At 39.3% G+C, this 14,034-nt stretch carries 10 protein-coding genes; 1 reads left to right on the top strand and 9 read right to left on the bottom strand.

Annotation, left to right across the window (positions count from 1 at the left end):
• Nucleotides 1-6 precede the first annotated feature (6 nt).
• Nucleotides 7-960, top strand: a complete 954-nt coding sequence (locus F5613_RS15430; protein WP_079683948.1) for an N-acetylornithine carbamoyltransferase — start codon at nucleotides 7-9, stop codon at nucleotides 958-960.
• Between the two features lie 114 nt (nucleotides 961-1,074).
• Here F5613_RS15430 and F5613_RS15425 read toward each other — a convergent pair whose 3' ends face one another.
• The 9 genes from F5613_RS15425 to rplK all read right to left on the bottom strand — a co-directional run bounded on the left by F5613_RS15425 (nucleotide 1,075) and on the right by rplK (nucleotide 14,009).
• The gene (locus F5613_RS15425) at nucleotides 1,075-1,386 is read right to left on the bottom strand and encodes a DUF3467 domain-containing protein (protein ID WP_079683964.1); all 312 of its coding nucleotides are present in this window, start codon (nucleotides 1,384-1,386) and stop codon (nucleotides 1,075-1,077) included.
• A 326-nt stretch (nucleotides 1,387-1,712) separates the two neighbouring features.
• Nucleotides 1,713-2,600, bottom strand: coding sequence for an AraC family transcriptional regulator (locus F5613_RS15420; protein ID WP_179400433.1), 888 nt, complete (start codon nucleotides 2,598-2,600; stop codon nucleotides 1,713-1,715).
• A gap of 10 nt (nucleotides 2,601-2,610) precedes the next feature.
• Nucleotides 2,611-3,480, bottom strand: coding sequence for an endonuclease/exonuclease/phosphatase family protein (locus tag F5613_RS15415; RefSeq protein ID WP_179400432.1), 870 nt, complete (start codon nucleotides 3,478-3,480; stop codon nucleotides 2,611-2,613).
• A 135-nt stretch (nucleotides 3,481-3,615) separates the two neighbouring features.
• Nucleotides 3,616-7,902 (bottom strand): DNA-directed RNA polymerase subunit beta', encoded by a 4,287-nt coding sequence (gene rpoC / locus F5613_RS15410; protein WP_079683945.1) that lies wholly within the window; start codon nucleotides 7,900-7,902, stop codon nucleotides 3,616-3,618.
• A 72-nt stretch (nucleotides 7,903-7,974) separates the two neighbouring features.
• Complete coding sequence (gene rpoB, locus F5613_RS15405; RefSeq protein ID WP_179400431.1) at nucleotides 7,975-11,787, bottom strand: DNA-directed RNA polymerase subunit beta; 3,813 nt, start codon at nucleotides 11,785-11,787, stop codon at nucleotides 7,975-7,977.
• A 107-nt stretch (nucleotides 11,788-11,894) separates the two neighbouring features.
• Nucleotides 11,895-12,266, bottom strand: coding sequence for a 50S ribosomal protein L7/L12 (gene rplL / locus F5613_RS15400; protein ID WP_068185074.1), 372 nt, complete (start codon nucleotides 12,264-12,266; stop codon nucleotides 11,895-11,897).
• A gap of 45 nt (nucleotides 12,267-12,311) precedes the next feature.
• On the bottom strand, nucleotides 12,312-12,836 hold the full coding sequence (rplJ, locus tag F5613_RS15395; protein ID WP_179400430.1) for a 50S ribosomal protein L10: 525 nt from the start codon (nucleotides 12,834-12,836) through the stop codon (nucleotides 12,312-12,314).
• Between the two features lie 15 nt (nucleotides 12,837-12,851).
• The gene (rplA, locus tag F5613_RS15390; RefSeq protein ID WP_068185069.1) at nucleotides 12,852-13,550 is read right to left on the bottom strand and encodes a 50S ribosomal protein L1; all 699 of its coding nucleotides are present in this window, start codon (nucleotides 13,548-13,550) and stop codon (nucleotides 12,852-12,854) included.
• Nucleotides 13,551-13,565: 15 nt separating this feature from the next.
• The gene (rplK, locus tag F5613_RS15385) at nucleotides 13,566-14,009 is read right to left on the bottom strand and encodes a 50S ribosomal protein L11 (RefSeq protein ID WP_079683941.1); all 444 of its coding nucleotides are present in this window, start codon (nucleotides 14,007-14,009) and stop codon (nucleotides 13,566-13,568) included.
• Nucleotides 14,010-14,034 lie beyond the last annotated feature (25 nt).

Raw genomic sequence — 14,034 nt, 5'->3', positions numbered from 1 at the left:
AATAAAATGAAGAATTTTACTTGTGTTAAGGATCTGGGAGATCTGCAGGTAGCGCTAAAAGAGGCGTTCGAAATAAAAAAAGATCGATATCAGTTTTGTGAACTGGGAAAAAATAAAACATTGTTGATGATATTCTTCAATTCAAGTCTGCGTACCCGTTTAAGTACTCAAAAGGCTGCTATGAACTTGGGGATGAATACAATGGTTCTGGATGTAAATCAGGGAGCATGGAAATTGGAAACCGAACGAGGTGTTATTATGGATGGCGATAAACCCGAACACCTGCTTGAAGCTGTTCCTGTAATGGGCTGTTATTGTGATATAATTGGCGTTCGTTCGTTTGCCCGTTTTGAGAACAAGGAAGAAGATTACAATGAAATGATTTTAAATCAGTTTATTAAATATTCCGGACGTCCTGTATTTAGTATGGAAGCTGCAACCAGACATCCACTTCAGAGTTTTGCCGACCTGATCACTATCGAAGAATATAAAAAGACGGCCCGTCCAAAGGTTGTTCTTACATGGGCTCCTCACCCCAAAGCTTTGCCCCAGGCTGTTCCCAACAGCTTTGCAGAATGGATGAACGCCGCTGATTATGAATTTGTAATTACACATCCTGAAGGTTACGAATTAGATCCGCAATTTGTTGGAAATGCTAAAGTGGAGTATGATCAAAAAAAGGCATTTAAAGGTGCTGATTTTGTATATGCGAAGAACTGGGCGGCCTATGCTGATCCAAATTATGGGCAAATACTTTCATTGGATCGATCATGGACTGTAGATGAAGATAAAATGGCGCTGACAAACAATGCTTATTTCATGCATTGTCTTCCTGTAAGACGAAATATGATTGTAACGGATGATGTTATTGAAAGTCCTCAATCAATAGTTATTCAAGAAGCTGCAAATCGCGAAATCTCTGCACAAGCCGTACTAAAAAGAATGTTGGAAAACCTTTAACCGGGAATATCCTATATCTATATTATGATAATAAAACGAAGAAAGAGGATACTTAATTCATCCTCTTTCTTCGTTTTTTATTTACTGTTAACAGGAAGCATAAACTTCGTTGTATTAAGCTTCGCCTTTAACCCCTCCTATCGGTGGAATAAAACCTTGGGGATGCTCGGTCTTTACCTGTCCGAATTGATCTTCAAAACGGTTCACATTATCTTGTAAAGCGTATAAAAGACGCTTGGCATTTTCTGGAGTCAATATGATCCGGCTCTGTACCTTGGCTTTTGGAACACCTGGAACCAACCGAATAAAGTCAAGTATAAACTCAGAAGAAGAGTGTGCAATGATTGCCAGATTAGCATATGTTCCCTGTGCTATCTCTTCAGATAATTCAATTTGAATTTCTGCATTCCCTTTTTTATTTTCCATCATATGTTTTATGTTGTTCGTTTAGTCGCAAAGATAGTAAAATAGATTTCTTTTAATGCAAAAACGACCACCTTCACAGGCAGTCGTTCTTTCGTTGTGTTTTAAATTCTCAATTCTTTAGACCAATGTAAAAATACTTTGTGTGTGTTAATGTCGAACTAGTTTTGGCATCCAAGTTAGGGCCTTTAATACCATAAAGACTAATCCTTTCATGCCACAAATTTATAGCGATTTCATATACTATGCAAATATTTTTTAATCAAAATACAATACTTTTCCGATTTTAGGTAATTTATTTTAGTTATTTAATCAAAACAAATGACTTTTTAGAGCTTAAAACGACTTTTTTCATATTTTTGTCTATAATCTGTTGGCGTACAACCTTTCCGTTTTTTAAAAATTCGATTAAAATTAGATACATTATTAAATCCACAATTATAACATATTTCGGTAATAGAAGCTGAGGTATCTATCAAACAACACACTGCCTGCGAAATCCGAATGTCATTAAGAGTATCGATAAAAGTCTTTCCTGTTCTTCTCTTAAGAAATCTGGTCAAGGAAGCTTCACTCATTCCACTGCTCTTGGATACCTCTCCCAGCATAATAGATTCTCTAAATTTTTCATGCATAAATCTTAAGATACTTTCCAGCTTCTCATTTTCGGAAGAACTAAAACCATCCACACTATTCTCGGAACTTAGCAGACGCATTTGATTATCTGACGATAGAATTTTAAGAATTTCAACCATATGCAAAAAACTATGAAAAGAATCCGAATCATCTTTTGTTAGCTTTTTCAATTCAGGTATAATCCGATCCAACATATCAGAAGAAAAAACCAATCCTTTGGAAGCATCCTCAAACATCTGCCTAATTGATTTGAAGTGGCGTGTATTAAGAATACTATCAAATACATCTGCCCGAAATTGAATGGTTATTTCACAAACTGTCTCTGCAGCACAATGATGATTAGAATATGCATGCTTCGTTCCACCGGCAACCATGACTAAATCTTGGTCGCCAATCTCTTCCATCGAATCACCAACAATTCGCAATGCACCTTTCGCTCCTTCCAGATAATTGAGCTCAAATTCCGGATGTATATGCAACGGGTATTCGAACCCTCTTTTCTGTGGACGATGAATTATAACGAAACAATCGTCTTCACCCAATGGGGTTACCTCCTTTAGGTAATCTTCTGCAGGTTCCATACAGAATACTCTACTGAATAATCAAAGTCGAAAGTACAGGACAATGATCCGAAGGATACAAGGTATTTAACATATCTGTAAGAACTCCGTAACGCATTACTTTTATATTTCCTTTTATAAAAATATAATCTATAAGCGAGCGCTCAGCCATTTTAACGCGGCCAAAATCATGGAAAGACCAGTTCGGACCATAAACAAGCGGAGATACTGAACGCGTATCTGTTAAAGAATATCCTTCCGGAGAATTAGTCAACACCTGGATAGGATCATCGGTGGGGACAGCATTAAAGTCTCCGGTAACTATTACCGGATAATTGCGAGATAATTCTTTGACCTTGTTGATCACAAGCAAAGCACCTTCGTGACGTGCCACTTTTCCCATATGATCCAGGTGAGTGTTTAACATAAACAGTCGTTTTCCGGTACTTTTATCTTCAAAGACACCCCAGGTTGCCACTCTTTCACAAGCAGCATCCCATCCTTTCTTTCCTACGGCATCACAATCTTCAGATAACCAGAAATTACCGGAATCAATTACTTTAAATCTCTTCTTATTATAAAATATAGAGGCATATTCTCCTTTTGTTTTTCCATCTTCTCTACCAACTCCAATATAACCATAATCAGGTAATCTTGAGGCCATATCCATTAGCTGATTATGCAGAACTTCTTGCATACCAATCAAAACCGCTTCATGGAATTTCACCAGATTCGCGGCAAATTCCTTTCTGAATTTCCATTGATTATCACCGTCACCCGCATTGTCCATCCGGATGTTATAACTCATCACATTAATGGGTTGAGGAGTTATCTGACCTTGTGCAAATAAAAAACCAGCGTATTGTGCTAACAGCACTAAAAGAAGAAGTAACTTTTTCATATTTGATTACTATTTTTACATCTAAGAATTGTTGTTCACAAATTTAATAGGATAGGTTAAATAAAACAAATTGTATCAATAAAAAAAGGGATTTCAGTTACCCGAAATCCCTTTTTTATTTATTCAGATTAAATATTAATCATGCTCTACAGTCTTGAAGTCGACCACATTCTTTCTGGTAGCAAAAATACGTTCGAATTCGTCTTTTGCGCCTACTACAAGTTTGTCGAAATCTCGCTGACCAGTACCAGCAGGGATGAGGTGTCCGCAAATAACGTTTTCCTTCAAACCTTCCAAACGGTCTACTTTACCATTGATAGCAGCTTCGTTCAATACCTTCGTAGTTTCCTGGAAGGATGCAGCAGACATAAAGCTGTTAGTTTGCAATGCAGCACGGGTGATACCCTGAAGAATCTGGTTCGTAGTAGCAGGAACTGCATCACGTACTTCAACCAATTTAAGATCTCGGCGCTTCAACATACTGTTTTCATCTCTTAACTTACGAGCTGTAACAATCTGCCCTGCAACCATAGTCTGAGAATCTCCGGCATCCATGACAACCTTCTTACCCCAGATACGATCATTCTCATCCATTACATCCAATTTATCAACCACCTGCTGTTCAAGGAAACGTGTATCTCCCGGATCAACAACTTCTACCTTGCGCATCATCTGACGAACGATAACTTCAAAGTGCTTGTCATTAATCTTCACACCCTGCAGACGGTAAACATCCTGAACTTCGTTCACAATGTATTCCTGGACTGCTGTAGGACCCTTGATTGCCAAGATATCCGAAGGAGTTGTAGCTCCGTCAGAAAGCGGCATACCCGCACGGATATAGTCATTTTCTTGTACCAACAACTGCTTAGACAGAGGTACCATATACTTCTTAACTTCTCCTAGCTTAGATGTTACTGTAATTTCACGATTACCCCTCTTAATCTTACCAAAACCGATTTCTCCATCAATTTCGGATACAACTGCAGGGTTAGACGGATTACGAGCCTCAAACATTTCAGTTACACGAGGCAAACCACCGGTGATATCACCAGCCTTACCTACTGCACGAGGAATCTTAACCAATACTTCACCAGTCTTAACCTTATCGCCATTCTCCTTGATAACGTGTGCACCAAGAGGTAAACTATAAGTCTTCAGGTAATTTCCGTTCTCATCCACGATATGTGCTGAAGGAACTTTGGTCTTATCTTTAGATTCAATGATAATCTTTTCTTTCAAACCAGTTGTTTCATCGCTCTCTACCTTGTAGGTCACATTTTCAACAACACTTTCGAATTCAATCTTACCAGCTACTTCCGATACAATAACGGCATTGAATGGGTCCCACTCAATAATAACATCACCCTTCTTAACCAATGCTCCATTTGAGAAGAACAATTTAGAACCGTAGGGGATATTATGAGTAAGCAATACAATCTTTGTATTAGGGTCCACAATACGCATTTCGGCCAAACGGCTAACTACCACCTGATATTTTGAGCCGGTAGCTTCATCTACAGCCTCAACCGAACGAAGCTCGTCAATCTCAAGAATACCGTCAAACTTAGAAGAGATACTATTTTCTGTTGCAATGTTTGAAGCAATACCACCGACGTGGAAAGTACGCAATGTAAGCTGAGTTCCCGGCTCACCGATGGATTGTGCAGCAATAACACCAACCACTTCTCCCTTTTGAACCATTCGGCCTGTTGCAAGGTTACGTCCATAACATTTTGCACAAACACCTTTCTTCGATTCACAAGTAAGAACAGAACGGATTTCTACGCTTTCAATTGGTGAATCCTGAATCTTCTTAGCTGCATCTTCTTTGATTTCTTCTCCAGCCTCAACAAGAATGTCTCCTGTTAACGGATGTTGAATATCATGAACAGAAACTCTACCTAATATTCTTTCATACAAAGAGGCAACCACCTCTTCATTATTCTTTAATTCTGTACAAACAAGACCACGTAATGTTCCACAGTCGTCTTCGTTGATGATAACATCATGTGAAACGTCAACCAAACGACGTGTCAGATAACCAGCATCAGCTGTTTTCAACGCCGTATCCGCCAAACCTTTACGGGCACCGTGGGTAGAGATAAAGTACTCTAGCACAGACAAACCTTCTTTAAAGTTCGAAAGAATCGGGTTTTCAATAATCTGACCACCTTCTGATCCACTTTTCTGAGGTTTAGCCATCAAACCACGCATACCTGACAACTGACGAATCTGTTCTTTCGAACCACGGGCACCTGAATCCATCATCATGAATACAGAGTTGAACCCTTGATTGTCGTTGGTAAGTTGTTTTATCAGGATGTTAGACAACTTACTGTTAACGTGTGTCCAGGTATCGATAATCTGGTTATAACGTTCGTTGAAAGTGATGAAACCCATGCTATAGTTAGCCAAAATCTGTTCAACTTCGGCATATCCTTCTTTAATAAGCTCATCTTTCTCAACAGGAATAAGAACGTCGGCCAAGTTGAACGACAATCCACCCTTAAAGGCCATGTAATAACCCAAATCCTTAATATCATCAAGGAATAGAGCCGTTCTGGCAACTCCACAAACCTTTATAACCTTACCAATAATATCACGAAGGGATTTTTTACCCAAAACTTCGTTGATATAACCTACTTCTTTTGGAACGAACTCATTAACCATCAAACGGCCAACAGAAGTTTCAACCATCACTTTTACGAAGTTACCATTTTCATCCACGTCATCCACATATACTTTGATAGGAGCATGAATGTCAACTTTCTTTTCATTGTAAGCAATAGTAGCCTCTTCAGGACCATAGAATACAAGTCCGGTACCAAGAGATCCCTGACGAATCTTAGTGATATAATACAGACCAAGTACCATATCCTGTGAAGGAACAGTAATTGGTGCACCATTCGCCGGATTCAGAATGTTATGAGAAGCAAGCATTAACATTTGAGCTTCCAAAACAGCTTCATTACCAAGAGGCAAGTGAACAGCCATCTGGTCACCGTCAAAGTCCGCGTTAAATGCGGTACAAGCCAACGGGTGCAGCTGAATTGCCTTTCCTTCAATTAATTTAGGTTGGAAAGCCTGAATACCTAAACGGTGCAATGTAGGAGCACGGTTAAGAAGAACAGGATGTCCTTTCATTACGTGTTCCAAAATATCCCAAACTACAGGTTCTTTGCGATCAACAATCTTCTTTGCAGATTTAACTGTTTTAACAATACCTCTTTCTATAAGTTTGCGGATAACAAATGGTTTATATAATTCGGCAGCCATATTCTTTGGCAAACCGCATTCATGCATTTTTAATTCCGGACCAACAACAATTACCGAACGGGCTGAATAGTCAACACGTTTACCCAATAAGTTCTGACGGAAACGCCCTTGCTTTCCTTTCAAACTATCTGAAAGTGATTTCAAAGGTCTGTTAGCATCTGTTTTAACTGCACTTGACTTTCTTGAATTATCAAACAATGAATCGACAGCTTCCTGCAACATACGTTTTTCATTACGTAAAATTACTTCAGGAGCTTTAATATCAATTAATCGTTTCAGACGGTTATTACGGATAATAACACGACGATACAAATCATTCAAGTCGGATGTAGCAAAACGACCTCCATCCAATGGAACCAAAGGACGAAGTTCTGGAGGAATAACAGGAACAACGCGTACAATCATCCATTCGGGTTTATTTCTACCCTTTGACGAACGGAAAGATTCCACCACCTGCAATCGTTTCAAAGCCTCATTTTTTCTCTGTTGCGATGTATCAGTGCTCGCACGGTGACGAAGATCATAAGATAAAGTATCCAGATCCAAGCGTGCCAACATATCATAAACAGCTTCTGCTCCAATCTTAGCAATAAACTTATTTGGATCAGAATCCTCCAACATCTGATTTTCTCTTGGCAGTGAGTCCAAAATCTGAAGATATTCTTCTTCAGAAAGCAGGTCGTACTCAGCTACAGTATCAACAGATCCCGGTTGGATAACCACATAACGTTCGTAATAAATGATTGAGTCAAGCTTTTTAGTAGGTAAACCCAATAAATAACCAATCTTATTAGGAAGTGAGCGGAAATACCAGATATGAGCTACAGGTACAACCAAATGGATGTGCCCCATACGTTCACGACGAACTTTCTTCTCTGTAACTTCAACCCCGCAACGATCACAAACAATACCTTTATATCTGATACGTTTGTATTTTCCGCAATGACACTCATAATCCTTAATAGGACCAAAGATGCGTTCGCAAAACAACCCGTCTCTTTCCGGTTTGTATGTACGATAATTGATCGTTTCCGGTTTTAGCACTTCGCCGCTTGAGTTTTCGAGAATCTCTTCGGGTGAGGCAAGACCGATGGTTATTTTTGAAAAGTTACTCTTTATCTTGTTTTCTTTTCTAAAGGCCATATTTTTTTTTTATAAAGAGTTATCAATTGATAAAGTAGATGAGCAAAGCTCATCTACTTATATAATGTTGAATTAATCCAGTGTAAAGCTTAAACCAAGACCTCTAAGTTCATGCAGCAATACATTCAATGATTCCGGAATACCAGGTTGTGGCATTGGATCACCTTTCACAATTGCTTCATAAGCTTTTGAACGACCTACTACGTCGTCCGACTTGATTGTAAGAATTTCCTGCAAGATATGTGCCGCACCGAATGCCTCAAGTGCCCAAACCTCCATTTCCCCGAAACGCTGACCACCAAATTGAGCTTTACCACCAAGAGGTTGTTGCGTAATAAGAGAATACGGACCAATAGAACGGGCATGCATTTTGTCGTCAACCATGTGTCCAAGTTTCAAGAAGTAGGTTACACCCACAGTTGCTGGTTGGTCAAAACGATCTCCTGTACCTCCATCATACAAATATGACTTACCGTAACGAGGAATTCCAGCCTTATCAGTCCACTCATTCATGTCATCAATAGACGCTCCGTCAAAAATAGGAGTCGCAAACTTAACATTCAATTCGCGTCCGGCCCAACCCATAACCGCTTCAAAAATCTGGCCAAGGTTCATACGAGAAGGCACACCAAGAGGATTCAAACAGATATCAACCGGCGTTCCATCTTCAAGGAAAGGCATATCTTCCTGGCGAACAATCTTGGAAACAATACCCTTGTTACCGTGACGTCCTGCCATCTTATCACCCACCTGAATTTTACGTTTCTTAGCAATATATACTTTTGCCATCTGAACAATACCAGTAGGAAGTTCGTCTCCAATTGTAAGGTCGAATTTCTTACGTTTAAGCTCTGCATCCAATTCCTTATTTTTCTTTAAGTAATTCAGAATTACAGCCTTAATCATATCATTCTTCTGAGCGTCTGCAGTCCATTTGCTTACCTGGATTGATTCATAGTCAAGTTCCTCCAATGCCTTACGGCTAAATTTGGCACCCTTGGCTACAACTTCCATATTCATGTAATCTTTCACACCCTGTGATACTTTTCCAGCAGTAAGGGTTAAAAGTTTTTCTACCAACTGACCTTTAAGCTCGGCCATTTTGTGTTCGTAATCTTCATCAAGCTTTGGCAAAATAGCCTTGTCGGTAAGTCTTGATTTTCTCTTTTTAACAGCCTTTGAAAAGAGGCTTGTTCCGATAACCACACCATGCAAAGAAGGTTTGGCTTTCAAAGAGGCATCCTTAACATCTCCCGCCTTATCACCAAAGATCGCACGAAGCAATTTCTCTTCAGGTGAAGGATCGGATTCTCCTTTAGGAGTAATTTTACCAATCATAATATCACCCGGTTCGATACGAGCACCAACGCGAACAATACCTCTTTCATCAAGATCTTTTGTTGCATCTTCACTCACATTGGGAATATCGGAGGTAAGTTCTTCCATTCCTCGCTTGGTTTCACGAACTTCAAGGATATACTCATCAACATGAACAGATGTGAAGAAGTCTTCACGTACCATACGTTCATTCAATACAATAGCATCCTCATAGTTATATCCCTTCCAAGGCATGTAAGCCACCTTGATGTTGCGACCTAAAGCAAGTTCGCCATTTTGAGTTGAATAACCTTCTGTCAGAATATCGCCGGCTGTTACGCGCTGACCTTTGCGACAAATAGGACGCAGGTCGACCGTTGTACCCTGGTTCGTTTTTCTGAACTTTGGTATAATATAAGTTTTAACCGAATCTTCGAAGCTTACAAATTCTTCTTCTTCAGAACGGTCATATTTAATCTTGATACATGTTGCATCTACAAATACAATCTCACCTTCACGTTCAGCCATAATCTGAGTACGTGAATCACGTACAAGCTGTTTTTCAATACCAGTACCTACAATCGGGGCATCGGTACGCAACAAAGGAACAGCCTGGCGCATCATGTTCGATCCCATCAACGCACGGTTTGCATCATCATGTTCGAGGAAAGGAATCAAAGAGGCGGCAATAGATGCAATCTGTGTAGGAGATACGTCCATTAAATCTACTTCATCCGGAGAAACTACGGGGAAGTCGGCCTCAAAACGAGACTTAACCTTATCCCTGATAAATTTACCTTCATCATTTAATGGAGCATTACCCTGAGCAATGGTCAACTCTTCCTCTTCTTCTGCCGTATAGTATTGCAGACCCTCGTCAGAGAAATCAACTTTACCATTTTCAACCTTACGATAAGGTGTTGAGATGAAGCCTAAATCATTGATTTTTGCATATACACATAATGAAGAGATCAATCCGATATTCGGACCTTCCGGTGTTTCAATCGGACAAAGACGACCATAATGCGTATAGTGAACGTCACGAACCTCAAAGCCCGCACGCTCACGCGATAGACCGCCTGGTCCCAATGCAGATAAACGACGTTTATGTGTAATTTCAGCCAATGGATTGGTTTGATCCATAAACTGAGAAAGCGCATTAGTACCGAAGAATGAATTTACTACCGAAGAAATGGTCTTAGCATTAATAAGATCGATCGGAGTAAACACTTCGTTATCTCTTACGTTCATACGTTCGCGAACCGTACGAGACATACGAGCCAGACCAACACCGAATTGGTTGTATAGCTGCTCGCCAACCGTACGAACCCGACGGTTACTTAAGTGGTCGATATCATCAACAATTGCCTTTGAGTTAATAAGCTCAATCAAATACTTGATGATCTCGATAATATCTTCTTTCGTCAAGACTTTAACGTCTTCACTTGTTGAAAGATTTAGTTTTTTATTAATTCGATAACGACCTACTTCCCCAAGATCGTAACGCTTTTCTGAGAAGAATAAATTGTTGATAACTTCACGTGCACTTGCATCATCAGCAGGTTCAGCATTACGCAGCTGTCTGTAAATATAAAGTACAGCTTCTTTTTCTGAGTTACTTGGGTCCTTCTGAAGTGTATTATAGATAATAGCAAAATCAGAAAGATTCTGGTCCTCGCGGTGTAACAATATATTCTGCACGCCAGATTCAAGGATAGAAACAACATTATCTTCATCCAGAACCGACTCACGGTCGATAATAACTTCATTTCGCTCAATAGAAACCACCTCTCCGGTATCTTCATCAACAAAATCTTCTACCCACGTTTTTAATACACGCGCAGCAAGTTTACGGCCTAAAAGTTTCTTAAGATTAGTTTTGTTTACCTTTACTTCTTCAGCAAGATTAAAGATTTCGAGGATATCCCGGTCACTTTCAAAACCAATAGCACGTAAAAGTGTAGTTACAGGTAATTTCTTTTTACGGTCAATGTATGCATACATGACATTATTGATGTCTGTTGCAAATTCAATCCAGGAACCCTTGAATGGAATGATACGTGCCGAATATAATTTAGTACCATTGGCATGGATGCTTTGACCAAAGAATACACCCGGAGAACGGTGCAACTGCGAAACTACAACGCGCTCTGCTCCATTTATAACAAACGTACCACGCTCTGTCATATATGGAATCGGACCCAGATAAACATCCTGAATAACCGTATCAAAATCCTCGTGATCTGGATCGGTACAGTAAAGTTTCAACTTTGCTTTTAAAGGCACACTATAGGTTAATCCACGTGCAATACATTCGTCGATAGTGTAGCGGGGCGGATCGATATAATAATCTAAGAACTCCAACACAAAATTGTTACGAGTATCTGCAATGGGAAAATTCTCTGCAAACACCTTATACAATCCCTCCTTCTTGCGCTTTTCGGGGGGTGTGTCAAGTTGAAGAAAGTCTTGAAATGACTTCAATTGTACTTCGAGAAAGTCCGGATAAGGAAGTGGATTCTTTATCGAAGCAAAATTAACTCTTTGGTTTTCAGCTGTTGAAGACATCTAGTAAGGAATTTATTGAACTTAATGAAAATATAGACACAAAAAGGTTAAGAATCTTTGTTTGCAAAGATTCTTAACCAAATCACCTGATTACCAGGCTAGAAATACTATTTAAGCTCAACTTCAGCTCCAGCTTCTTCTAAGCTTGCTTTTAATGCTTCAGCAGTTGCTTTATCAACACCTTCCTTAACTACAGAAGGAGCAGCATCAACAAGATCCTTAGCTTCCTTCAATCCAAGGCCACATTGTTCTTTAACTGCTTTAACTACCTGAAGTTTTGCACTACCTGCGCTCTTCAAAACAACATCAAAAGATGTTTTTTCTTCAACAACCTCAGCAGCAGCTGCGGGACCGGCTACAGCAACAGCTGCAGCAGCAGGTTCGATTCCGTATTCTTCTTTAAGGATAGTTGCCAGTTCACTAACTTCTTTTACGGTCAAGTTTACTAATTGTTCTGCAAAAGCTTTCAAATCTGCCATTTTTGTATGAATTAAATGATTGTTATTCTTTGTAATATTTTATAATTATCTTTCCTGGAGAGTTTGCAATACTCCATGAATTGTGTTTCCGCCCGACTTAAGAGCAGAGATAACGTTCTTAGCAGGAGATTGCAACAACATGATAACTTCTCCGATAAGCTCGTTCTTACCCTTAACATTTACAAGAGCATCCAGGTTCTGTGCACCTACGTAGAAACATTCCTGTACGTAAGCAGCCTTCAACTGAGGCTTACCTTCACCTTTAGTATCTTTTGTAAAGTCTTTGATAAGTTTAGCAGGAACGTTAGCAACGTTAGAAAACATCACAGCGGTGTTTCCCTTCATTGAGTTGAATAAAGGCGAGAAATCACCTTCTACATTATCTAACGCTTTTTTAAGCAGGGTGTTCTTAACAACAACCAACTTTACTTCCTTCTTATAGCATTCTCTTCTCAAAGCGCTTGTTTTTTCAGCGTTAAGAGCTTCGATGTCTGTTAAATAGAAATTTGCATATTCATTAACAGTTGCTGTAAGCTGGTCTATAATAGCACTTTTATCTTCCTTTCTCATTGTTCAATTGTTTTATTAATTTTCTTCAACTGATTTAGGGTCAATTTTAATACCCGCACTCATTGTACTTGAAAGATAAATGCTCTTTACGTATGTTCCCTTAGCTGCAGACGGTTTCAATTTCATAAGTGTAGAAATGAATTCCTTTGCATTGTCGCGAATCTGTTCCGCGTCGAAAGAAACTTTACCTACAGATGTATGAACGATACCTGTCTTGTCTACCTTAAAGTCGATCTTACCTTGTTTAACTTCCTTCACAGCATTACCTACTTCATTAGTAACTGTACCGCTCTTTGGGTTAGGCATAAGACCACGAGGACCTAATACACGACCTAAAGCACCAATCTTACCCATGATAGAAGGCATTGTAATGATAACGTCAATATCAGTCCAACCACCTTTAATTTTTGCAATATAATCATCCAACCCTACATAGTCAGCACCAGCTTCAGTAGCTTCAGCTTCTTTGTCGGGAGTACATAATACAAGAACTCTAACTTGCTTACCTGTTCCATGAGGAAGTGAAACAACACCTCTCACCATCTGGTTTGCCTTACGGGGATCAACTCCTAAACGAACATCAATATCTACAGAAGCATCAAACTTTGTTGTAGTAATTTCTTTTACTAAAGCTGAAGCCTCTTTTAATGAATATGATTTCCCAGCTTCAATCTTGCCCAAAGCCAACTTTTGATTTTTTGTAAGTTTACTCATCTCAATTGAAGTTTATTAGTTATTTTCAGGGAATGCCCCTTTAACATTGATACCCATACTTCTGGCAGTACCAGCAACCATTTTCATGGCTGAAGTAACAGTAAAACAGTTAAGATCGACAATCTTGTCTTCTGCGATAGCTTTTACCTGTTCCCAAGTAATTTCGCCTACCTTCTTACGGTTTGGCTCTGCAGAACCACCTTTCAATTTTGCTACTTCCAACAATTGGATAGCAACAGGAGGTGTTTTAACAACAAAGTCGAAAGACTTATCAGCATAGTAAGTAATTACCACTGGTAATATCTTACCGCTTTTGTCTTGAGTTCTGGCATTAAATTGCTTGCAAAACTCCATAATATTAATACCCTTAGAACCTAAAGCAGGTCCAACAGGGGGAGAAGGGTTTGCCGCTCCTCCTTTAATCTGCAATTTAATTTGTCCAACAACTTCTTTTGCCATTTTTCTAAAATTTAGATATATAACA

It is taken from the genome of Macellibacteroides fermentans, from assembly GCF_013409575.1.
Classification (GTDB): Bacteria; Bacteroidota; Bacteroidia; order Bacteroidales; family Tannerellaceae; genus Macellibacteroides; species Macellibacteroides fermentans.
Note: the sequence above shows the minus strand (reverse complement) of the source record. Positions and strands in the feature narration are given on the sequence as shown.

Excerpts from the sequence above, each read along its gene's own strand:
- F5613_RS15415 (WP_179400432.1), bottom strand. The coding sequence starts at position 3,480 with ATGAAAAAGTTACTTCTTCTTTTAGTGCTGTTAGCACAATACGCTGGT.
- rpoC (WP_079683945.1), bottom strand. The coding sequence starts at position 7,902 with ATGGCCTTTAGAAAAGAAAACAAGATAAAGAGTAACTTTTCAAAAATA.
- rplL (WP_068185074.1), bottom strand. The coding sequence starts at position 12,266 with ATGGCAGATTTGAAAGCTTTTGCAGAACAATTAGTAAACTTGACCGTA.
- F5613_RS15420 (WP_179400433.1), bottom strand. The coding sequence starts at position 2,600 with ATGGAACCTGCAGAAGATTACCTAAAGGAGGTAACCCCATTGGGTGAA.
- F5613_RS15430 (WP_079683948.1), top strand. The coding sequence starts at position 7 with ATGAAGAATTTTACTTGTGTTAAGGATCTGGGAGATCTGCAGGTAGCG.
- rpoB (WP_179400431.1), bottom strand. The coding sequence starts at position 11,787 with ATGTCTTCAACAGCTGAAAACCAAAGAGTTAATTTTGCTTCGATAAAG.
- rplA (WP_068185069.1), bottom strand. The coding sequence starts at position 13,550 with ATGAGTAAACTTACAAAAAATCAAAAGTTGGCTTTGGGCAAGATTGAA.
- rplJ (WP_179400430.1), bottom strand. The coding sequence starts at position 12,836 with ATGAGAAAGGAAGATAAAAGTGCTATTATAGACCAGCTTACAGCAACT.
- F5613_RS15425 (WP_079683964.1), bottom strand. The coding sequence starts at position 1,386 with ATGGAAAATAAAAAAGGGAATGCAGAAATTCAAATTGAATTATCTGAA.
- rplK (WP_079683941.1), bottom strand. The coding sequence starts at position 14,009 with ATGGCAAAAGAAGTTGTTGGACAAATTAAATTGCAGATTAAAGGAGGA.